We start from the raw sequence: 20,274 nt of genomic DNA, 5'->3' as shown, positions 1-20,274 counted from the left end.
ATCCGTCGCGCGGATCACCAGATCATAGACATTGTCGCGCCCGGCGTCCTTCGGGGCCTCGAAATCGGGGGCCGATTTGAAGACCAGCGCGCCGGTTGCGGCATTGATGGTGAAGAGCGCGGCATCCGCCCCGCCCGCGATCGTCCACTTGATCGCCCGCCCCTCGGGGTCAGTCGCCCGCGCCGTGGTGACTGCGGTGGTGTTCTCCGCCACCCGGATCGCCGCCACAGCCCCACCGCCGTTCGAGGTGATGACCGGGGCCTCGTTCACATCGCCCACCGTGATGGTGAAGGCCTTGCTGGTGACATTGCCGAAGGCATCGGTCGCGGTCAGCGTCACCTGATGGCTGGCTGCCGCCTCGTGATCCAGCGCGCGGGTCGCGACCAGGCGGGTCTGCCCGCCCGAGGTGACGAGGGCAAAACGCCCGCCGGCATTGCCGGTCAGCGCATAGGTGATCGCATCACCTTCCGGATCGACGGCCGAGACCACGCCGACCACGGCATTGGCCGCGTTGTTTTCGGCGATCGAGGTCTTCGACAGCGAAAGCCCGGTCGGCGCCAGGTTCACCGCCGGCTCCGAGACATTGATCGTGATGTTCTTCTCGATGCTCTGGCCCGCGCTGTCGGTCACCCGCACCCGGATCGTATAGCTGTCCGCCGTCAGCGCAGAGGCAACTTTCACCGAAGCCCCGTCCAGCACGAAATGGCCACCTGCATTGTTCAGCAGCGTGAAGGTATGGGTATCGGCCACACCAGAGATCAGCGCATCGGTCACCACCAGATTGGCGATCGTGGTGCCTACAGCCGAATTGCCCTGCACCGGATCATTGCTGGCCAGCGCCACGTCGGTCGGCACATAGTTCACCCGATGCGTCGTCAGGTCATAGGTCAGGTTGCCGAACTTCAGGATCTCGATATTGCGCAGCGTGTCGGTGCCGGTACCATTCACGCGGCTGTCGACCATGGTGATGACACCATCTGCGATGGCGAAAGTGTAATCCCCACCATTACGGGCATAGACGCCGTCATAGACCACCACATCGGTGCCCGCGCCGCCATCCAGGCTGTCATCGCCGCCGCCGCCGGTCATCGTGTCGTTGAAGCGCGTTCCGGTATAAGTGTCATTGCCCGCCGAACCGATGAAGTTCTGGGAATAGGCGTCCAATGCGTCGGCATATTTCGCCAGACGTGCCAACTCGCCCGAGGCACCATACATATGGGCAACGGCAAAGTTGTGAATCGGGCCATTGGCCTTGATCGTGGTGGCCTCGGTGGCATCCACCGGAACGAGGTTGGAGAGCGCCAGCCCGGAAATGCGCAATTCGGCATTGCCCCCGGTGAAATAGCCGTTGGAATCGAAGCTGCCGGTGCCACGGGTGCCGTATTCAACGACATTGGCAGTGCCTGCCACGGTATGGGTGCCGAAATGGTATTCCAGCGCGCCATGCATCAGGACGTATTTCGAGGCCGATGTGTTGCCATAGGCGATGAACATCTCCTCGCCGGCAAAGCTGCTGCCATTGTCAAACACCGGCATCCCACCGCCCGAGGTGCCATCCAGGAAACCACCACGGATATAGGCTTCGAAATCCATCCCGTTCGCGCCCGAGGCGTCGATGGTGATCGACGGCGGGTTGGCGATCTCGACGGTCAGTTGACGTTCGACCGATTGCCCCGCGCTGTCGGTCGCGCGGACGGTGATGGTGTGACGGCCCGGTGCCAGCACATCCGCAACCTTGACGCTTGCGCCATCCAGCACGAACTGGCCCCCGGCATCATTCAGCAGCTCATAGGTGAAGGTGTCCGTCGCGTTGCGATCCGTGACGGCAAAGGTGGCAACCGCCGCCCCAACCTGGGAATTGACGTTCAGATCTGCCGCCGCCGCATCGTCGAACACGATATCGGTGGGCGCGTAATTGGCCGCATGGGTGGTGAGGTTATAGGTCAGATTGTTGAACTTCAGGATCTCGATATTGTTGATCACGTCAACGCCGGTTCCGCCGGTGGCGCGGCTATCGGTGATGGTGATCGATCCGTCCGGGTTGGGGGCAAAGCTGTAGGTGCCAGATGCGCCGCCAAAATCGCCGTCGAACACGACCACATCCTCGCCGTCGCCGCCATCCAGCGTGTCATTCCCCCCGCCGCCATTGATCGTGTCGGCCTGCGCGGTGCCGACATAGCTGTCGTCGCCCGCGGTGCCGATGAAGTTCTGGGCGTAGCCGCTCAGCAGCGTGTCCAGCGCGGTGGCGTTGCCACCGGGGATCTGCGTGAACAAGGTGTTCAGGATATTGCCAGCCGGACCGCTGCCGATTGCCACCTCGATATCCAGCCCGGTGATCACCAGATCCTGCTGCAAGCCGGCAATCAGACCGTCATCGCCGATGCCCGGGGTGCCGGTCGTGCCTTCAACCCATTGGCCGAACGTGATCTTGTCAAGCGCACCTGAAAGGCCGTGCCCGTAGGACGAACCATAGACGATCGAATCATAGGCCAGATCCGTGCCTTCCAGCACAACGCGGGTTGCGGTGTCGGTGGCATATTGGATGGCCAGTTGTTCACCGCTCATCGCGAATTGGCTGCCATAGGCAGCGCTCATGCCGCCTCCGTAAAACTTGTAGGAGCCGTTTCCGAGACCGGAAATGTAATTGCTGATGAAGGTGGACCAGTTCACTCCGTCAAGGGCGGAGGCGTCGATCGTGATTGCGGGCATGAGGGGTCCTTTCAAACACTGTCTGCGATGACCGGAACGTCGCGCCCTCGGGCTTCGACGCGCGGGCGAATGGGATCAGATCGGCCATGTTCCGGGGCGAGACGGAACCGGGGCCGATGCAGGGCGATGCGGATGAGCAATTGCAGGGCCGACAGGCATCGCCTGACGCGGAAGCCGCGCACCAAGACAGAACGGAGGTTTCAGTGCAGACATGCCAATCCCAGCCCGCCGGTCAGATGACCGGATCAACGGATGCCGCGCTTGGCGCATCCTGTTTGCGGGTGGGCCTGTCCGTCCGGCAGGGTGTGATTTGACCAAGCCTCGGGGCAATTCGCCTGCCTAATGGCTTTGGGTTCTGTTGAAATCGACAAAAAGAGTCAAGTAACAACTCGCCTGCTTGGGTCATTGTTGCAGAAATGACCCCACAAGCGGCCCAAATCCCGACTGATGCGCCCCGGGCAGTTTGGGGGCAGCTCACACCAAACAGTGCCCGCAACTGCCGGATACCCGCCATGACACCGCTGCATGGCTCGGCGCGCTTCGGGGGCTTGCTGTCCGCAGGCACAGCTCCTATTACTTACCATGCTAACCAATTAGCTAGGCAATGATATGGATTCCCGCCCCAAAACGCTTGACCTGCTGCTGCATGTGATGCGCGAACTGCGCCGCAATTATGATGCGGGCGCCGCCGAACTGGGCCTGACCATGGCGCGGGCGCGCGTGCTGACCACATTGGCCGGGATGGAGGGTGCCACGCAGGCCGAACTTGCCACGGCCCTGCAGATCGAGGCCCCGACACTGAAGCGCCAGATCGACGGATTGGAGCGGCTGGGCTTTATCGAGCGGCGCGGCATCGATGGCGATGCCCGCAAGCGCGCCCTGTTTCTGACGGAAAAAGCGCGCGCCAGCGGCATTTCACGCTTTGTGCTGGCCGTGCGGGCCGAACTGTTCGAGGGGATCGCGGCCGAGGATCGCGCCGTGCTGGATCGCGCCCTGTCGCGCATGGTCGAAAACACCGCAAGGATCGGTGAAAAATGGGGCAAGTAAGCGATCAGGCCCCGGCCGCCACGCCAATGGCGGCAGCAGCCCCCGGAGGCATCCTTGCGGGCATGGGGGTGGCAGCTGCCCTGCCCTATTTTCTGGCCGCCATAGTGATCGGGCTGGCGCAGGGTCTGGGTCAGGGGTTTGTGTCGGCCAATATTCCGCAGATCGCGGGCGATCTGGGCGTGTCCACCACCGAGGCAAGCTGGCTGATGGCGGCCTATATGGTTCCACGCGCCACGCTGCCCCTGATGCTGATCAAGCTGCGCACCCAGTTCGGTCTGCGCCGCTTTGCCGAGGTCAGCATCCTTGTCTTCACCGCCGTGGCCTTTGCCGCGCTGTGGATCAGCGATCTGCGCTCGGCCGTGGTGGTGCAATTCCTTTCGGGCTGCGCCGCGGCCCCACTGTCGACACTGGCATTCCTTTACATGCTGGAGCCGCTGGCCCCGCAGGCCAAAATGCGCTTTGGCCTGCCTGCGGTGATGGCCATCATTCTGATCGGGCCGAACCTTGCCCGTGTCATCTCGCCCTCGCTGATCGGCGACGGCGGGCTGGCGGGCGTGCATTTCGCGGGACTTGGCCTTGCGCTGATCTCGCTGGCGGTGGTCTGGTATCTGCCGCTCAACTCCCCCCCGCGCGAAAAGGTGATCGAACGGGGCGATTTCCTCAGCTTCGGACTGATCTCACTGGGCTTTGCCGGGATCACCATCGGCGCGGTCATGGGGCCGATCCGCTGGTGGACCGATGCGCCCTGGATCGGGGCTTTGCTGGCGATCTCCATCGCAGCCCTGGCGCTGGCGGTGATGATCGAACTGGCCCGCAAATCCCCGCTGGTCGATTTCCGCTGGCTTGCCACGCCCGCCATGCTGCACCTGACGGTGACGCTGCTGCTGTTCCGGCTGGTGCTGTCGGAACAAAGCACCGGCGCGCCGCGCATGTTTCAGGTGCTGGGCCTTGCGCCATCACAGATGGAGGCGCTGTTTGCGGTGATCTGCATTGCGGCTGTGATGGGCGGGCTGGCCTGCGTGGCCTGGATGAAACCGGGACGCGAGGCCGCCTTTCATGCCGTGGCGCTGACCCTGATTGCGGCTGCGGCCTATATGGATGCGCAATCGACCATCGACACAAGGCCCGAACAGTTCCTGATCAGTCAGGCGATGATCGGCTTTGCCTCGATGCTGTTCATGCCGCCTGCGATGATGATGGGGCTGCTGGCCGCGATGCGAAAGGGCCAGAATTACCTGCTGTCCTTCATCATCGTCTTCATCGCCACGCAAAGCCTTGGCGCGGTGATCGGCTCCGGCCTGTTCACCACACTGACCACCCGGCGGCAGGCCTTTCATCTGGCAACACTGACCGAACAGCTGCAGATGGCCGATCCGCTGCTGCAATCGACGCTGGCACGCGGCACCGCGCTGATGGCCACGCAGAACCCCGACCTCGCTGCAGATCGTCTGCAAGTCATGTCGCAGCTGTTGACCCAGGCCGGGCAGCAAGCCTGGGTGATGGCCTATAATGATGCCTATTTCCTGACCTTCCTCACCGCCCTGGCCGCGCTGGCCGCACTGCTGCTGCATGTCTTGCGCGACTGGCTCTGGCGGCGCTGGACACCGCAACCCGTTCCCCCTGCCTCTGCCGCGCCCGATGCGGGCGCGCAAAACCGGACCTGACGCCATGAACCGCTCGCTTATCCTTCCCACCGCCATTGCCGGGATCATCGGTCTTACCGGTGTGCTTCTGGTGCTGTTTGCCTGGCACCTGCCACCCTTTGCACCCGCGCAGCCCACCACCGAAAACGCCTATCTGCGCGGCAAGGTCACGACCTTGGCCCCCCAGCTTTCCGGCTATATCCGTGAGGTGCGCGTCGCCGATTTCCAGACCGTGCAGGAAGGCGATGTGATTGCGGTGATCGATGACCGGATCTATCGCCAGAAGCTGGCACAGGCCGAGGCGACGCTGGCCGCCGCCCATGCCGCCAGCGAGATCGCCACCCAGAATGTGCGGTCTGCCGAGGCCATGCTGCGCTCCGATCAGGCAGCCCTTGATGCGGCCATTCTGGGGGTGGAAACCGCGCAATCCGACAACAACCGCACCGCATCGCTCCGCGAACGCGGCGTGACCTCGGCCAGTGCGACCGAGCAATCGGCACTGGCGCTGCAAAAGGCCCTCTCGGCGAGCAGTCAGGCCCAGGCCACGCTGGAGGTTCAGCGCGAACAGATCGCCAATGCGCGGGCCCAAATCGCAAGCGCGCAGGCCCAGATCGACAGCGCCGCGGCGGCGGTGGAGCTGGCGCGCATTGATCTGGCCAATACCGAGATCCGCGCCCCATCCGCTGGGCGGCTTGGGCAGGTTTCGGTCCGGGTCGGGCAATATGTCTCGCCCGGCACCGCGCTGGTCTCGCATGTCGGCCAGGATCTGTGGGTGATCGCCAATTTCAACGAAGGCAGCCTGAACGATATCCGCGTGGGCGCGACGGCCGAATTCAGCGTGGATGCGCTGGATGGCCAGCGGTTCACGGGCCGGGTCGAGGGCTTCTCGCCTGCCGCCGCCTCGGAGTTCAGCCTGATCGCTGGAACCAATGCCACAGGCAACTTCACCAAGATCGCGCAGCGCGTGCCGGTGCGCATCGCCATTGACCCCGATCAGGACCGCGCCGACCTGTTGGCCCCCGGCTTGTCTGTGGTGGTGTCTGTGACAGGGCAAAGGGAATGATCCCTGCGGCGCGTGGCGAAGGGTTGCGCCGCCCCCAGTGACGGCGCTGTGCTTGTCAGGGCAGAACCCGGTCAACAGGATCAGCGCGCCCGGGCACTGGCTGGCACAGCCTGGCAGCCTGCTGATGTTTGAAACCCCGCACTTTTCGCAGCCCGCTACCAATCCATGGGCACAGCAGAACCCGGTCCGGCAAATGGCGGCGGATTACTCCGCCACACAGATGCAGACGCACGACCGCACAAGATGCTCGGCCTATCGCTCACAGCTGCTTGATTTTCTCGGGAAAATTTTGGTCGGAGCGAGAGGATTCGAACCTCCGACCCCCTGCTCCCGAACTATAGGCCGGGGTCATAGCGCTACCTAATGCAACCTAGCGACAGCCAACATTATGTAGTAAAATCAGTGACTTGAACTCCTTGCGTGATAGTGGCAGACTGCCCATGGTAGCCCTAGCTTGCTGGCATGGTGCTAGCACAGCGCTGGAGGATAGCCACATGCCAAAGCTCACGAAGCCGTTCTGCGAGACCGTTGCACCGCCCGCCACGGGCTATGAGATCCACTGGGATGACAAGGTGTCGGGCTATGGCCTGCGGGTCACGGCACCGAACAAGACGAACCCCGAGGGGGTCCGCGCCTTCGTCGCGCAGGGGCGCGTCAAGGGGAAGGCGGTCATCATGACCATCGGCAGGCTCGGTCTCTACACCGAGGACCATGCGCGCCGCAAAGCACAGTCCCTGCTCCAACAGATGCGCGACGGTATCGACCCGCGCGACGTGAAGCGCGAGGACGAGGCTAAGGCCATCACCTTGCGTGAGGTGGCCGACGCCTTCTTTGCCCGCCCCGGCATGTTGAAGGACAGCAGCCGCGACGAGATGGACCGGCATATCAAGACGACCTTCGAGAAGTGGCAGCACCGCACCATCGCCAGCCTCACTCCGGCGGAGTGCCGCAAACGGTATGAGGAGATTGCCACCAAGGGCGTGACGGGGAAGGGGCCAGCACCGGGCAGCGCCTCGTTCGCCTTCACGGTTCTGCGGACGCTCATCAACTGGGCGCGGGAGGAATACCAGACGAAGGACGGCAAGCCGATCATCGACCAGAACCCTGTGGCCGTCCTCAAGCAAGAAATGGCGAAGCAGGCGGGCAAGGTGCGGACCCGCCATATCGACCGGAGGCAGATCGGGACGTTCTGGAACCTGCTCACCACAGCGCGCCAGAACCCCGCATTCAGCGCCGACACCTACGCAGGGCTGGACCTCGTCATGTTCTTGCTTTGCACGGGGGCCAGACGAAACGAGGGGGCCGCGTTGGAGTGGCGGAATGTCCACCTTGAGGATGACCCTGCCAACTGTTCGTGGTTCATCGAAGACCCCAAGAACGGAAACTCAATTACCTTGCCTCTATCGTCGCAAGCGGTCGCCGTCCTGAAAGCCCGCAAAGCTGCCGACGACAAGGCCACGATCAAGAGTAAGTTCGTGTTCCCGAGCCGCTCGGCATTGGGCCACATCCGCGACACCCGCGCGCCGCTCGAAAGGTTCAGTGTGGCTATCGGCATGGACCGCCTTTCAGCGCACGACCTCCGGCGCACCTTCGTAACTCTCGGGGTGAAGGCCTGCCGTCTGGACATTGCGAAGCTCGAATTGTTGACAAATCATGTGCCAATGGGCGTCACGGCTCGCCATTATCTCGAAACCAGCGACCTTCGGGACTATCACCCCGAGGTTCAGGCCATCGGGGATTACATCGAGCAGCAGGCGCTGATTGCGGCGGGCGCGAATGTGGTGGCGCTGCGGGCTTGACGCCCGCAGCACACGCCGCTCTTACGCATTGCCCGAGCGCAGGACGCCTGCCTTGCCCGGATGCTGCGCCTTGGGGTTCTGCCGCCATACGAACTCGACGGTGACGGGGATGCGCAGTTTCTTCGCCAGCCTGTCAACTTCCTTCCATGCGTCTGCCGCCGACTGCCCCTGCACCGAAATGCCCAGTTCGGGGAAGAACCTGTAACCATCGTCCTCGTAGCTGGACGCCTTGGCCGGGACCGCCAGTTCGCGGACCAGCTTTTCGCCCTCGAAACCCTTGGCCTTCACCTGTGCAATCATCACATGCAGGATCGACGCCCAGTTGGGGTTCTGGATCGGCTTGCCGTTGATGGTCGCCTTCATCGGCTTGGTGAAGGTGAGGCTGGGCGCTGTGTCGAACACGAGCGCGCCATCGGTCGGGGCGACAGGCACACCCTCCAACTCGTCGTCACGCTCAATGCCAAGCTGCTCCATCGCCTCTTGCACGATGCGGTCGATGGTCTCGCTGGGCGACTTGGTTCCGAACCACGTCTTGAGGGTGCTCAGGTTGGCGAACGTGGCGTCGTTGATTCTCAATACCGGCATCATGTCTGTCTCCTTTGGGATGATGGTGGCCGCAGGAAATATGTAACATCGTTTCTCGATTCGTATCAAGAGCATATGTTACCTATTTTCTGCGAAGCGCTCGATAGCCGCCGCGCACAGCCGCGTTGCGCAGCGCCGCCGGGGTAGGGGCGGCACGGTGCTGATCGCAGCTACAGCGCCAGCACACGGGCAGCAGCGCGCCCGCCTCTGTCGCCTCAGCGGCAACGGTGCGTTTCGGGGTGGCGGCAAAACGGGGCTTGCCAGATGCAGACAGCCCCAGCTAATGTGTTACTGCAACCGGCCCCACCTATATAAAGGGGCAGGACACCCCGCCACCGTCTGGGTTCTCGACGGCTTCTGATGGCGGAGTGAATCCAATGTCCGACATGACCTTTGAACAGCTCTGCGAGTTGTTCAGCTACCAGCCCAAGAACCGCCCCCTGTCCAGCAGCGAGGTTGCCGAACTGTTCGGCATCCATCCCGTGACCGTCGATCAATGGCGCGTCCGCGGGGATGGTCCGCGCTACTTCAGCCCGAAGGGCACCCGTCGCGTCTGGTATGCGGAGCGGGACGTTCTGGCTTGGATGGCGGCGGGCGAGAAGCACAGCACCAGCGAAGCCGCCTGACCCGCAAATACTTCATATGGCGCGGGGTCGGTGAATTTTGGAATGCGTCTGTCGGGTTAGCTCCCGTGTCAGGCGCATCACCTAGCCCCAACATAGCGCTCTCAGGAAAAACGGCGGGAGTTGTGCCACCAACCCCCGCCGTCAGATAGAAAGCACAGACATGGACTCCCCAACTATGCAGAACCTCGCGGAAGGTCCGCAAGCAAGCATTTTTCACCGCCTTCCCGCTGAAATGCGCGCCCTGCCGCAATGGTGCGTGACCGCTGGCACGGCCACCGACAAGGCGCCCTATGGCGCTGATGGAAAGCGTGCCAGCACGACCGACCCGTCAACCTGGATGGACTTTGCAACCGCCTGCCGCCTCGCCATTGAATGGCGTGGGCTGATCGGTTTCGTGCTGAGTGCCAACGACCCCTTTGCCTGCATCGACCTCGACGTGAAGGACGACACGACCGCCGAGGACATGGAACGCTTCAAGAGCATCGTCACAACCTTCAACAGCTACTCCGAGTTGTCGCGCAGCGGTCGCGGGATGCACATCTGGGTCCGTGGCAATATCGGTCCCGGCTGCAAGCGCGGCGGCGTGGAAGTGTATTCGCAAGAGCGCTTCATCATCTGCACGGGCAACGTCTATATCGACGCCCCGGTCGAAGACCGGCACGAACTGCTCGCCAACATGGTGACGCAGATGCGCCCGGCGGACTACACAGCAGCGCCCCTCCCCGATGCCCCAGAGAAGGAGGAAGACACCGCCATTATTGAACGCGCCAAGGGCGCAGCGAACGGCGAAAAGTTCCTGATGCTGGCAAACGGCCAATGGCAGGGGCGATACACTTCCCAATCCGAAGCCGACATGGCGCTGATGAGCATCATCGCCTTCTACAGCCCAAACAACGAACAGTGCAGGCGCATCTTCCGCCGCAGCGAACTGGGCAAGCGCGAGAAGGCGACCAAGGACGACCGCTACCTGAACCTGACGCTTGAGCCGATCCGCCGCCGACAAGCGGCTGAGGCGCAGCGCATGGAGGTGCAGCGCTCCGCTTTCAAGCAGGCCGGTGACGGGGTGGGCACCGCCCTCGCAGCCATGCCGCCGTCAATGGACATCAAAGAGATGCACCGTGGCCTCGTCTACATCGCGGCAGAAAAGCCCATGATCGCCTTCCGCGACAATCTTGCCGTGCAGTTGCCACCGCCCGGCATGTCGGCGCTGCTCAAGCACAACACCACGACCATCGTCAGCCCGGAGGGTGAGACGGTCGCATCAACATTCGCCATGTGGATGGGCAGCGACAAACGCATGGTCGCCTATACCCTGACCTTTGACCCGAGCGCCGGGGAGTTTTGCACGGCAGAGGATGGGCGGCACGCCTTGAACCTGTGGAAGCCGCGCCCCCACAACCCGCCCGCCGACTGGCAGCAGCGCCTCGGCATTTTTCTCGACCATATCGCGTTCCTGATCCCCGACGACGTGGAACGAAACAGGTTCCTCGACTGGCTGGCGCACATCGAACAGCAGCCGGGTGTCCTGCCGCACAACCATTACCTGATGATCGCCACGCAACAGGGCGTCGGTCGGAACTGGCTGGCGGCGCTGCTGGCGCATGTCTGGTCCGGGAATGTGGCGATGGACTTTGACCTCAAGTCCAGCCTTGCCAGTGGCTTCAACGGTCAGCTTTCGCGCAAGCTGCTGGCCGTGGTGGACGAGATCAACGAGGGCGGGACGGGTGAGCGCTGGCAGCACAGCGAAAAGCTCAAGTCGATGGTCACAGCCTCGCACCGCTTCATCAACGTCAAATACGGGCTTCAGCATACCGAGAAGAATTGCTGCCGGTGGCTGCTGTTCTCGAACTACGAAACCGCGCTGCCGCTGACCGTCGATGACCGCCGCTGGAACGTGATCCGGAACCCCAGCGAACCGCACAGCGGCGAAGGGTATTACCGACGCCTCTACAGCACACTCTACCCGAAGCCCGATCCGCTGTTCATCGCCTCGGTGCGCCAGTTCCTGCGTGCCCGCAACATCGCCGCTTTCAACCCCGGCGCACATGCTGCACGAAACGACGCCAAGGAAGCGGTGATTGCCAACAGCCGAACCCGCCACGACGAAGTGGCGTTGGAACTGGTGGCAAGCCACCCACGCGACCTTATCACCGCAGAAGACTTGTTCAGCGCGGTCTTTGACGTGGACCCGAACTTCACCCCCGACGCCGGTCGCAAGTGGGCGCTGCTGCCGCACATCGCACGGAAGGCAGGCATCGAGCCGTTGCCGAAGCCGTTCGCCTTGTATGGACGCCCGAAGGTGAAGGTGTGGGCGCTGCGCAACGCACAGGGGTGGCGGGGTGCCCTTGCCATGGCTGTTGAAGCCGAACTGAACCGCATTACGGCCCCCGAAGCCCCCCTTAGCCCCCCGGCCTAAAACCCGGGCCAAGGCCCCCCTGAGCCCCCCATTGCACCCCTACGAGAAAAGGGCATAGCCATGGACCTACCCAACTTCTTCCATGCAGCACTTTTTACAATGGGGGGCAAAGGGGGGCGCCGGGGGGCAAAGGGCATCCGACCGCTTCGACCGTCATATGTCCTGTATGTGGGGCACAGGGTGGCAAACGGCGGGAATGGTTCAGACCGGCAGCATTTAGTTCAGACGGAACTAGCCCAAATCCAGCCGCGAACGCGCGCAGCGAGAAACGAAAAAGACGCAGCGAGGAAGACCAAGCTGCGTCTCAGTTCAGGAAGACAGGGAGAGATGCCGCAATCAGCGCGGCGTGCATGTCATCCCATTCCGCTGGGCGTTCGCGATGCAGTCCGCCTTGTTGACGTAACCTTCGGTCGATGCCCCAACGATACGACCGTTGGACGCGGTCCGCCGCCACCGCCAGTAACCGGAAGCGTCCTTATAGATTTCCCAAGTGTCCCCTTGGCGGTCAGTGCAGGTCTCAGCCATGTCGGCCTCCATTTGCTTCACGTTAGTATAGCCTTCACTATACTCGACGAGTCATACAGTTCGCGCTATACTTCTGTCAAGTGGATCCGAAGGGGAAAGATGTGTCCGAGAAGTTTGGTGAGAAGCTGCGCCAGCTACGCACCGCCAGGAAGGCCACTCTTGAAGAGCTGGCTGAAGCCATCGGCTCATCAAAGGCTTATGTGTGGCAGCTGGAAAACAAAAAAAATGCTAAACCCAGTGCCGATTTACTCCTGAAGATCTCGAACTACCTTGGCGTGGCCCCTGACTTCCTATTAGATGACTCTAGTGAAGAGCAGACTGAAGCACATTTGGAGGATGCCTTCTTCCGAAAGTTTCGAAGGCTCTCTGAGACCGATAAGAGATACATCGACAGGATAATGTCCGGCCTTGACGACAAACCCTAGCAACGCGCCCGAGCGAGAAGCGAATAGACTGACGTTGTTTTGGCAGAAGTTTGGCCCAAACACATATCCAATTGACATTGACGCACTTGTCAGCGGCACATTTAACGGTGACGGATTTCAGGGAAGCCTGTCAACTAGGCTCGAAAGGTTTGACTCTTTTGAGGGCTGCCTTGTCAAAACTTCAGGAACTGATGATTGGACTATCCTCCTGAATAGCAGGACTCCGAACAAGCGCCGTTTGCGATTCACATATGCCCATGAGCTCGGTCATTTCATGTGCCACCGGCATCTCCGAGATCGTTTTGAGGATAGTGAAGCTACGCTTAACGATTTTCATAGTGACGTGGAGCGCGAGGCCAACATATTTGCATCGAGCCTTCTGATGCCCGCCAACCTTTTTAGGGACGAATTTTCCGCAGATCCTTGGACTACTGAACTTCTGTGCGCTATTGGCAGTCGCTTCGAGTGCTCCCTTCAAGCCAGTGCACTTAGATATATCAACCTCACATCAAAACCATGCGCTTTCATCGTGTCTCGAGATGGAATGATTGTTTGGTCCAGCAAGTCCAAGACTTCACCATTTCTTAGGGCATTCAAATTCGGAGACGAGCTTCCAGAACTATCCTATGCGAAGAATCCGCCACCATCGGAGGTAGCGATAACGGATTCGGTTCAAACTGGATACTCATGGAGCGAATCTCAGTGCTGCAAAGAAAGCCAATACTTTGACTACTCCGGAAACGGGTTTCAATATACCTGCGTCGAGTTCACCGGGTGACTCGATGCTGGATCGCACACGCTAATCGCCTCCCAAACGCCCCGAGCAATCCGACCCACATATACCCCATATGATGTTCCGAACTACGTAACCCACTGACGAAAAATAATAATGCTCGCGGACCTTCCCCGAGAACAGCTACCGTTACAGCACAACGCTAGCCGTATCAGGGTTTATCAGCACCATGTCCGACGACATCAACATCGACATCCGAGTCACCCCCGCCCTGCATCCCAGAGTTGTGGAGGAAATCGAGGGGTGGGGCGACGACACCAAAACCGTCCTCGCTGAGACACAGACTGCTTTCAGCACCGCTTACGAGACGCTTCGCAAGGTGCATGACACCCGCGAGGTCGTGAACGCGAACCCCGGCTGGAACGACGATCAGAAGCTGCTCCAGGTGGACAACTTCGCCAAGAAGCATCTGGCAGCGGTCACCAAGACGTTCGATACCGCACGCGCCAACCTCACCAAGGGCATCGACTTCCTTGAAGGGCAGCTTGCCGAACCCGTGCAGGTCAAGGCGGCGACCGCCATCGCGGGGCAAATCCGCGACTTCGCCCGCAACCTGCCGGACGGCAAGCGGCACGAGTTTCTGCGCGAAGCGATCCGCGATGACGACCACGAGACGGTCACTGCGCTGCTCGGCGCGCCGCCCTACCTGTCGGGTCTCAACCGCGAGTTCCAAGCCGTCTACCTGCGGCTCTACCACGAGCGCAATTCGCCCGGCGTCGCCAAGCGCTTGCAGGTGATGCGCGCCGCCAAGGAACTGATCGAGTCCAACGCGGGCAAGGTCTTCACCGAAATGGAGAAGGCCATCGGCGGCAAGGGTGCCAAGGCGAACATGGTTCGCAAGGCTCAGGAAGCGGCTGAAAAAGCGCTTGGCGGCGTCTGATCCACCCTGATGAAATCACGGAACCACGCCACATGACGGAAGCAACTGAAACTGAAACGAAGGCGGGCGTATGGGTGCCGGGGATGAAGTCCCCGAACCCCGCTGGTCGCCCGCCCGGCCCATCCAAGCAGCAGAAGCTTCTTCGCCGTATGCTGGACGAGGCCAACGATGTGCTGGACGCGGTGCTGGCCAAGGCGAAGGAAGGCGATCCTGCTAGTGCTGGCCTAATTTTCGGTAGGATTCTGCCCGTGCTGCGGGCACAGTCCCAGACCGTCACCTTCGACTTTGACCCGTCGCTGCCCGTTGCGCGTCAGGTCGAGCAAGTGCTGGCCGCCATCGCGGCGGGGCAAATCGCGCCCGACCTCGGGCAGCAGATCGTCAGTGCTATCGGCACCCTGTCCAACATTCGCGCGACGGAAGAACTGGCAGAGCGGCTTGCAATCCTCGAAGCGAAGAAGGTGAACTGATGACGCACCTTTCCGAACATGACCTGTGGGGCACAGGCGGGAATCGCGTCGTCGTGCTTCCGCCAACTGAGGGCGACGTGTTCGTTGCCATCGCGATTGGCGGCTCTGCCGCTGTGCTGTGGCCGGTCAACGAATATGACCGGGCGGTTGAGGTCGCCCAGCGGTTCACGCGGCGGCTTCGCACCGCGCAGCCGGTGACGATCAAGGTTCTGTGCGTAACGCTGGCTGAGGCGCAGCGATTCGGTTTCGTGCCGACCGGCACCATGCCCTCACAGACGCCGCAAGAGGACGCGGAGGACCGGCAGTTCGTAATCCGCACCCTCTGGGCCATCGTCCGCAACAGCAACGAAGCCAAGCCCCGCGCCGATGCGCTGGACCTGCTCAAGCAACTTGGAGCCACGACATGAACGCTGACGATGATGACCTGCGCGGCCAAGCGAAGCGCAATCGCGAGGCGGAGGAACACCGCGCCGCGCTGGACGCCATTCAGGCGCGCCGCGAGGAAGCCGCTGAGGCGGAAGCCCTGCGCGGCGAGATGGAGTTTGCCCGATGCCTCGGTGCGGCGCCCTCGCTGGTCGCGGCCATGCAGCGCGTCAAGGATCAGGGGCGCGCGTGATGGCCGGAGTGCGCGGGATGTTGGAGCGGGTCGCCCGACTTGAGGCACAGCGCGCGCCGAAGGCTTCGCCAATCGAAGTTCTCTACGGGTCGGTTGATGGCTTCGCCGCCGACTGCATGGAAGGAGTCGCAAGCGGGAAGCTGTGCCCGGTGGACATGCCCATCGTCCTCGACTGCATTCGGCGCTGGCATCGCGACGGCGACTATGGCGCGCGGCGCACCAGCGGTAACGGCGTCTGGAACCGCGCATGACACACGAATCCTCGGGCTAGGGGTGGCTCGGGGTTACGAAGCCAGCGTTGCCCATGGCGCTGGTGACGGAACGCCCTCGCGCCGCAAGGTGCGGGGGCGTTTTGCTGATCGGCATGGGGATTCGGTCGATAACGCTACAAAGCTAGCACAGCGCTATGACGGGACCGCGCGAGGCACCGCGCGCCCCAAGGGCTGCCGCTAAGTGCTTGAAATTGTGCGGGAAATTGGTCGGAGCGAGAGGATTCGAACCTCCGACCCCCTGCTCCCGAAGCAGGTGCGCTACCAGGCTGCGCTACGCTCCGACCGTGAGCGGGGGATTAAACCGCCGGGCCGGGCTTTGCAAGGGGGCGCGAGGGATTTCCTTCGGAAATTCTGCGCCATGGCAGGGGTAACAGATCGACCCGCGCGCCCTAGCCATCTTTGCGGTCGCGCGCCGCGCGGCGGCGCATCAAGATGGAGATGCGCGGCATCAGCCCGGTCTCGGGGCGCGAACGGGATTCCAGCACCGGGCGGTTTTCCGAGACCTTGCCACGGCTTTCGCGCAGCACGATATAAATGCCCGATGCAATGATGACACCCGCACCGATCAGCGTCCATTCATCGGGCATCTCGTTGAAGATCAGATAGCCGTAGAATATCGCCCAGATCATCTGGGAATATTGCATCGGCGCGACGATCACCGCCTCGGCCCGGCGATAGGCGGCAATGACCAGCAGCATGGCGATGAAGGCGAAGATCGCGATGATCCCCAACATGCCCAGATGCTCGATCTGCATCGGTTTGTAGACAAAGGGCAGCGCGCAGCCCAGCACGACAAAGTTCGCCATCATCGGGTAAAGCAGCAGCACCACAGAACGTTCCTCGGCACCGATCTTGCGCACCACGATCGAGGACATCGAAGAGGTCACCGCCGCCAGCAGCGCCGCGATATGGCCGGGGCTGAGCGGGTCTGTCCCGGGCCGCAGCACGATCAACACCCCGCACAGGCCGACCACGACAGCCATGCCGCGCCGCAACCCGACCTTTTCCCCCAGAACCGGGATGGCCAGCACGGTGATCAGCAAGGGCGTGGCAAACAGGATCGCATAGGTCTGCGCCAGTTCCAGCACCGAAAACGCGTAAAAGGCGGCAACCCCGGTCACCACGGTGGAGGCGGTGCGCAGCGCCATCCACCAGGGATGCACCGGGCGCAAATGGCCGGATGTGCCGTCGCGCATCAGCATCAGCGCAACCAGCGGGAAACTGAGCAATTGCGCAAAGAAGATGATCTGGATCGCGTGGAACTGCGCCCCCAGCGTTTTCACCACCACGTCATGCGTGGCGTAGATGCCGAAAGCGATCAGCGCGAAAATCGCGCCCTGCACATTGGAACTCATGGTCTGACCCTGCCAAGGGCGCGCGGCGCCGGGTTATTGCGCATCCAACCGTCGCAGAAAGCCGCGAATGCCTCAATGCCAGGCAGCACCCGAATGACGAAAATGCGACAGGGTGGATCGCCGACCCGGTTTTATGCCCGTGTCAGATAGGCCCAGGCGGCTCAGCGTTTGGGGTGATCGTCGTAGTCACGGGTCAGGATACGGTTGGCATCGCCATGAGGGTCGTCGAACTGGCCCTTCTTCAATGCCCAGAAGAAGGCGACAAGTCCGATCCCGCCCAGAAACAGCGAGACAGGGATCAGGATGGCAAGGATTTCCATGCTATTTCAGCCTCAGCGCATTCAGCGTGACAGAGATCGAGGATAGGGACATGGCCAGTGCCGCAGCAAGGGGGGTTGCTGCCCCCACCAAAGCAAGCGGCACCGCGACCACGTTGTAAAGCCCCGAGATCGCGAAGTTTTCCTTGATCCGCTTGCTGGTCTGCGTGGCGATCCGCGCGGCATCGGCGATGGGGGCCATATCCTGGCCCAGCAGCACGATATCAGACGCGGTGCGCGCGGCATCCAGCGCAGATGCGGGCGAGATCGAGACATGCGCCGCAGCCAGCGCCGCCGTATCATTCAGCCCGTCGCCCACCATCAGCACATGATGGCCCGCCGCTGCCAGATCGGCGACAAGGGCAGCCTTTTCGGCAGGCAGGGCGCCTGCGATGAAATCGGTGATGCCAAGCCGCCCGGCCAGATCGGCCACCGCCCCTTCGGTATCGCCGGAGATCAGCCGGATCGCCTTACCCTGTGCGCGAAGCGCCGCGACAGCCTCGGCCGCACCGGGGCGCAGGCGATCCACAAAGGTGAAGGGCCGTGCGGCACCATCGCCGGTCGCAAGCCATGTTGCGGTCATGCCGGTCACCTGCGCGGGTGTCACGCCGCACCAGCCCGCCCGGCCCAGTCGCACGCGCTGACCGCGCCATGTGCCCTCAACCCCGTAACCCGGCACCTCGCGCAGATCCTGAACCTCGGTCGGGGTGACCCCGCCCGCGCGTGCGCCCTGCACCAAGGCCTGTGCCAGCGGATGCGCCGAAGCCGCAGCCAGGGCCATTGCGACTGCCGTGGCCTGACGCGGGTGATCGGCCAGATTGGTCAGCTCCGGCATTCCCAGTGTCAGCGTGCCGGTCTTGTCAAAGACCACGCAATCCACCTCGGCCAACCGCTCCAAGGCGGTGCCCTGCTTGATGAGCAACCCCTTGCGGAACAGCTTGCCCGAAGCCGCGGTGACCACCGCAGGCACGGCAAGGCCAAGCGCACAGGGGCAGGTGATGATCAGGACAGCCGCCGAGATATTCACCGCAAAACGCAGATCGCCGCCGGTCTTCCACATCCAGAAGCCAAAGGCCGAGAACGACAGGATATGCACCAGCGGCGAATAGGCACGCGAGGCGCGCTCGGCGAGGCCGGTATATTTCGTCTTGGCGCTTTCGGCGACCGCGACCAGATCGGCCATGCGATGCAGACTGGAATCCTTGCCCGCCGCCGTGACACGCAGGGTCAGCGGCCCGGTCAGATTGACCTCGCCCGCACTGACGCAGGCATCCGGCCCGGCCCAGACCGGCAGGCTTTCCCCGGTCAGAAGCGAGCGGTCCACCTCGGACGTGCCCTCGGTCACCACGCCATCGACCGGCATCCGCCCGCCGGGGCGCACGCGCACCAGATCGCCCACAGCCAGTTCGGTGATCGAGACCGTTTCCTCGCCCGCATCCGTGATCCGCGTGGCGCGCGGCACCTCAAGGGCTGCCAGTTCCTCGGCGGCGGAACGCGCGACGGCCCGGGTGCGGTGATCCAGATAGCGCCCGGCCAGCAAAAAGAACGCCAGCATCACAGCCGCATCGAAATAGGCGTGATGGCCGGAATTGATCGTCTCGAAGACCGAGATCGAAGAGGCGAGGATCAGTGCAAGGCTGATCGGCACATCCATCCCCAGACGCCCTGCGCGCAGGCTGGCCCAGGCCGATTTGAAGAAGGGCTGGCCCGCAAAGGCCACGGTGGGCAGCGCGATCATGCCGGAAATCCAGTGGAACAGATCGCGCGTCGCGTCCTCGGCCCCAGACCAGACCGCGACCGACAACAGCATGACATTCATCATGGAAAAGCCGGCAACGCCAAGCCGCATCAGCAGATCGCGACCCTGCTTGTCGGTCTCTGTCGCCGATAGCAGCCCCGCATCCAGTTCATGCGCCTCATAGCCCACACCCGCCAGCGCGGCGATCAGGGGGGCAGCCTCAACCGCCGCCTCGGCATCGACCGAGACCCGCCGCATCGTCAGGTTGACCCGGGCTGAACGCACGCCGGGCACGGCCTCCAGCGCCTGTTCGACGGTGGAGATACAGGCCGCGCAATGCGCGGTCGGGATAGACAGCATCAGCCGTGTCGGCTGCACCGCCGCCATGGCGGCCAGACGTTCCGCCGAAGGTGCCACCGCGCAGGCCGGACAGGCAGAGGCCGCAATATGGCCGTCATCTCTGACGGCACTGTCGGTCAGCGGCAGGCGTTCGGCAAGGGTCATGGCTCAACCCTCCACCATCAGGTCCAGGCGCTGCTGGAATGGCGTGCCGTCTTCGGCCCGCGCGGTGACATGCAGCATCCATTTGCCCGGCTCCAACACGACCCGCGCCAGATAGACCCCGCCCTCGCGCACGAAATCGGGCTGCTGGTCTGCTGCGGCGGAGGTCGGGCGACCCAGCAAAACCGTCAGCCCCTCGACCTTCACCGGCAAGCCCGCCGCATCGGTGAAAGTCAGGACCAGCCCCTCGCCGGGGCGGTAATCCTGCCTCAATTGCCAGCCCAGACCATCCTGCGCATCGCGATTGGTCTCGAACTGCTGCGAGGCGACATAGGAGTTTTTCACCTCCAGCCCCGGAAAGGTGGAGACCGCCTTATAGGCCATCAGCACATTGACCGCGATGATGATGGCAAAGGCGCCCGCGGTCACCGCAAAAACCTGACGTCCGGTAATCTCAGCCATGATCTGCGTCCTTTTGAGTGTGGTCTACCGGCGCG

At 62.6% G+C, this 20,274-nt stretch carries 19 protein-coding genes, 1 tRNA gene and 1 pseudogene; 13 read left to right on the top strand and 8 right to left on the bottom strand.

From position 1 onward, the window contains the following. Positions 1 to 2,709 (bottom strand): annotated as a pseudogene (locus GBJ34_RS16555) (hypothetical protein); the annotation flags it as partial. Positions 2,710 to 3,318: 609 nt separating this feature from the next. Between GBJ34_RS16555 and GBJ34_RS16550 the strand changes: the two are divergent. The 4 genes from GBJ34_RS16550 to GBJ34_RS16535 all read left to right on the top strand — a co-directional run bounded on the left by GBJ34_RS16550 (position 3,319) and on the right by GBJ34_RS16535 (position 8,261). Further along, entirely contained in the window at positions 3,319 to 3,756 is a 438-nt protein-coding gene (locus tag GBJ34_RS16550) for a MarR family winged helix-turn-helix transcriptional regulator (RefSeq protein ID WP_151720302.1), read from the top strand. Continuing rightward, positions 3,744 to 5,420 (top strand): MFS transporter, encoded by a 1,677-nt coding sequence (locus GBJ34_RS16545; RefSeq protein ID WP_151720301.1) that lies wholly within the window; start codon positions 3,744 to 3,746, stop codon positions 5,418 to 5,420. The genes GBJ34_RS16550 and GBJ34_RS16545 overlap by 13 nt, the downstream gene beginning before the upstream one ends. A gap of 4 nt (positions 5,421 to 5,424) precedes the next feature. Next, entirely contained in the window at positions 5,425 to 6,462 is a 1,038-nt protein-coding gene (locus GBJ34_RS16540; RefSeq protein WP_151720300.1) for an HlyD family secretion protein, read from the top strand. A 494-nt stretch (positions 6,463 to 6,956) separates the two neighbouring features. Further along, positions 6,957 to 8,261: a tyrosine-type recombinase/integrase gene (locus GBJ34_RS16535; protein ID WP_151720299.1), complete on the top strand. Its 1,305-nt coding sequence runs from the start codon at positions 6,957 to 6,959 to the stop codon at positions 8,259 to 8,261. A gap of 21 nt (positions 8,262 to 8,282) precedes the next feature. On the opposite strand, the gene GBJ34_RS16530 is transcribed toward GBJ34_RS16535, so the two are convergent. Beyond that, positions 8,283 to 8,849 carry a T4SS efffector SepA family protein gene (locus tag GBJ34_RS16530; protein WP_054302713.1) on the bottom strand — a complete coding sequence of 189 codons (567 nt, stop codon included), beginning with the start codon at positions 8,847 to 8,849 and terminating at the stop codon, positions 8,283 to 8,285. Between the two features lie 374 nt (positions 8,850 to 9,223). Here GBJ34_RS16530 and GBJ34_RS16525 point away from each other — a divergent pair, with 374 nt between their 5' ends. Next, complete coding sequence (locus tag GBJ34_RS16525; RefSeq protein ID WP_151720298.1) at positions 9,224 to 9,472, top strand: helix-turn-helix transcriptional regulator; 249 nt, start codon at positions 9,224 to 9,226, stop codon at positions 9,470 to 9,472. Between the two features lie 175 nt (positions 9,473 to 9,647). Continuing rightward, complete coding sequence (locus GBJ34_RS16520; protein WP_151720297.1) at positions 9,648 to 11,888, top strand: phage NrS-1 polymerase family protein; 2,241 nt, start codon at positions 9,648 to 9,650, stop codon at positions 11,886 to 11,888. 336 nt (positions 11,889 to 12,224) lie between these two features. On the opposite strand, the gene GBJ34_RS21255 is transcribed toward GBJ34_RS16520, so the two are convergent. Then, a complete protein-coding gene (locus GBJ34_RS21255) occupies positions 12,225 to 12,413 on the bottom strand; it encodes a YegP family protein (protein ID WP_054302726.1) in 189 nt (62 codons plus the stop codon). A gap of 101 nt (positions 12,414 to 12,514) precedes the next feature. Between GBJ34_RS21255 and GBJ34_RS16510 the strand changes: the two genes are divergently transcribed. The 7 genes from GBJ34_RS16510 to GBJ34_RS16480 all read left to right on the top strand — a co-directional run bounded on the left by GBJ34_RS16510 (position 12,515) and on the right by GBJ34_RS16480 (position 15,845). Then, on the top strand, positions 12,515 to 12,838 hold the full coding sequence (locus GBJ34_RS16510; RefSeq protein WP_054302716.1) for a helix-turn-helix domain-containing protein: 324 nt from the start codon (positions 12,515 to 12,517) through the stop codon (positions 12,836 to 12,838). After that, positions 12,822 to 13,616: an ImmA/IrrE family metallo-endopeptidase gene (locus tag GBJ34_RS21250; protein ID WP_151720296.1), complete on the top strand. Its 795-nt coding sequence runs from the start codon at positions 12,822 to 12,824 to the stop codon at positions 13,614 to 13,616. Before GBJ34_RS16510 ends, GBJ34_RS21250 begins: the two co-directional genes overlap by 17 nt. Before the next feature lie 184 nt (positions 13,617 to 13,800). After that, the gene (locus GBJ34_RS16500; protein WP_151720295.1) at positions 13,801 to 14,511 is read left to right on the top strand and encodes a hypothetical protein; all 711 of its coding nucleotides are present in this window, start codon (positions 13,801 to 13,803) and stop codon (positions 14,509 to 14,511) included. Between the two features lie 32 nt (positions 14,512 to 14,543). Beyond that, positions 14,544 to 14,978, top strand: a complete 435-nt coding sequence (locus GBJ34_RS16495) for a hypothetical protein (protein WP_226341240.1) — start codon at positions 14,544 to 14,546, stop codon at positions 14,976 to 14,978. Next, positions 14,978 to 15,385 (top strand): hypothetical protein, encoded by a 408-nt coding sequence (locus GBJ34_RS16490; RefSeq protein WP_151720294.1) that lies wholly within the window; start codon positions 14,978 to 14,980, stop codon positions 15,383 to 15,385. Before GBJ34_RS16495 ends, GBJ34_RS16490 begins: the two co-directional genes overlap by 1 nt. Then, the gene (locus GBJ34_RS16485; protein ID WP_151720293.1) at positions 15,382 to 15,594 is read left to right on the top strand and encodes a hypothetical protein; all 213 of its coding nucleotides are present in this window, start codon (positions 15,382 to 15,384) and stop codon (positions 15,592 to 15,594) included. Before GBJ34_RS16490 ends, GBJ34_RS16485 begins: the two co-directional genes overlap by 4 nt. Beyond that, the gene (locus tag GBJ34_RS16480; RefSeq protein ID WP_151720292.1) at positions 15,594 to 15,845 is read left to right on the top strand and encodes a hypothetical protein; all 252 of its coding nucleotides are present in this window, start codon (positions 15,594 to 15,596) and stop codon (positions 15,843 to 15,845) included. The genes GBJ34_RS16485 and GBJ34_RS16480 overlap by 1 nt, the downstream gene beginning before the upstream one ends. A 225-nt stretch (positions 15,846 to 16,070) precedes the next feature. On the opposite strand, the gene GBJ34_RS16475 is transcribed toward GBJ34_RS16480, so the two are convergent. The 5 genes from GBJ34_RS16475 to GBJ34_RS16455 all read right to left on the bottom strand — a co-directional run bounded on the left by GBJ34_RS16475 (position 16,071) and on the right by GBJ34_RS16455 (position 20,239). Beyond that, positions 16,071 to 16,147 (bottom strand) — tRNA-Pro (locus GBJ34_RS16475). Positions 16,148 to 16,255: 108 nt separating this feature from the next. Continuing rightward, positions 16,256 to 17,221 (bottom strand): DMT family transporter, encoded by a 966-nt coding sequence (locus GBJ34_RS16470; protein ID WP_151720291.1) that lies wholly within the window; start codon positions 17,219 to 17,221, stop codon positions 16,256 to 16,258. A gap of 161 nt (positions 17,222 to 17,382) precedes the next feature. Then, entirely contained in the window at positions 17,383 to 17,541 is a 159-nt protein-coding gene (gene ccoS / locus GBJ34_RS16465) for a cbb3-type cytochrome oxidase assembly protein CcoS (protein WP_151720290.1), read from the bottom strand. Position 17,542: 1 nt separating this feature from the next. Continuing rightward, positions 17,543 to 19,780, bottom strand: a complete 2,238-nt coding sequence (locus GBJ34_RS16460) for a heavy metal translocating P-type ATPase (protein ID WP_151720289.1) — start codon at positions 19,778 to 19,780, stop codon at positions 17,543 to 17,545. A gap of 3 nt (positions 19,781 to 19,783) precedes the next feature. Then, positions 19,784 to 20,239 (bottom strand): FixH family protein, encoded by a 456-nt coding sequence (locus GBJ34_RS16455; RefSeq protein WP_151720288.1) that lies wholly within the window; start codon positions 20,237 to 20,239, stop codon positions 19,784 to 19,786. Between the last annotated feature and the right edge of the window lie 35 nt (positions 20,240 to 20,274).

The sequence above is a fragment of the Gemmobacter serpentinus genome, from assembly GCF_008973825.1.
Taxonomy (GTDB): domain Bacteria; phylum Pseudomonadota; class Alphaproteobacteria; order Rhodobacterales; family Rhodobacteraceae; genus Gemmobacter; species Gemmobacter serpentinus.
Note: the sequence above shows the minus strand (reverse complement) of the source record. Positions and strands in the feature narration are given on the sequence as shown.

Bases quoted from the DNA above. Each gene is read 5' to 3' on its own strand.
- GBJ34_RS16550 (WP_151720302.1), top strand. From the start codon at position 3,319: ATGGATTCCCGCCCCAAAACGCTTGACCTGCTGCTGCATGTGATGCGC.
- GBJ34_RS16545 (WP_151720301.1), top strand. From the start codon at position 3,744: ATGGGGCAAGTAAGCGATCAGGCCCCGGCCGCCACGCCAATGGCGGCA.
- GBJ34_RS16540 (WP_151720300.1), top strand. From the start codon at position 5,425: ATGAACCGCTCGCTTATCCTTCCCACCGCCATTGCCGGGATCATCGGT.
- GBJ34_RS16535 (WP_151720299.1), top strand. From the start codon at position 6,957: ATGCCAAAGCTCACGAAGCCGTTCTGCGAGACCGTTGCACCGCCCGCC.
- GBJ34_RS16530 (WP_054302713.1), bottom strand. From the start codon at position 8,849: ATGATGCCGGTATTGAGAATCAACGACGCCACGTTCGCCAACCTGAGC.
- GBJ34_RS16525 (WP_151720298.1), top strand. From the start codon at position 9,224: ATGTCCGACATGACCTTTGAACAGCTCTGCGAGTTGTTCAGCTACCAG.
- GBJ34_RS16520 (WP_151720297.1), top strand. From the start codon at position 9,648: ATGCAGAACCTCGCGGAAGGTCCGCAAGCAAGCATTTTTCACCGCCTT.
- GBJ34_RS21255 (WP_054302726.1), bottom strand. From the start codon at position 12,413: ATGGCTGAGACCTGCACTGACCGCCAAGGGGACACTTGGGAAATCTAT.
- GBJ34_RS16500 (WP_151720295.1), top strand. From the start codon at position 13,801: ATGTCCGACGACATCAACATCGACATCCGAGTCACCCCCGCCCTGCAT.
- GBJ34_RS16495 (WP_226341240.1), top strand. From the start codon at position 14,544: ATGACGGAAGCAACTGAAACTGAAACGAAGGCGGGCGTATGGGTGCCG.
- GBJ34_RS16490 (WP_151720294.1), top strand. From the start codon at position 14,978: ATGACGCACCTTTCCGAACATGACCTGTGGGGCACAGGCGGGAATCGC.
- GBJ34_RS16485 (WP_151720293.1), top strand. From the start codon at position 15,382: ATGAACGCTGACGATGATGACCTGCGCGGCCAAGCGAAGCGCAATCGC.
- GBJ34_RS16480 (WP_151720292.1), top strand. From the start codon at position 15,594: ATGGCCGGAGTGCGCGGGATGTTGGAGCGGGTCGCCCGACTTGAGGCA.
- GBJ34_RS16470 (WP_151720291.1), bottom strand. From the start codon at position 17,221: ATGAGTTCCAATGTGCAGGGCGCGATTTTCGCGCTGATCGCTTTCGGC.
- ccoS (WP_151720290.1), bottom strand. From the start codon at position 17,541: ATGGAAATCCTTGCCATCCTGATCCCTGTCTCGCTGTTTCTGGGCGGG.
- GBJ34_RS16460 (WP_151720289.1), bottom strand. From the start codon at position 19,780: ATGACCCTTGCCGAACGCCTGCCGCTGACCGACAGTGCCGTCAGAGAT.
- GBJ34_RS16455 (WP_151720288.1), bottom strand. From the start codon at position 20,239: ATGGCTGAGATTACCGGACGTCAGGTTTTTGCGGTGACCGCGGGCGCC.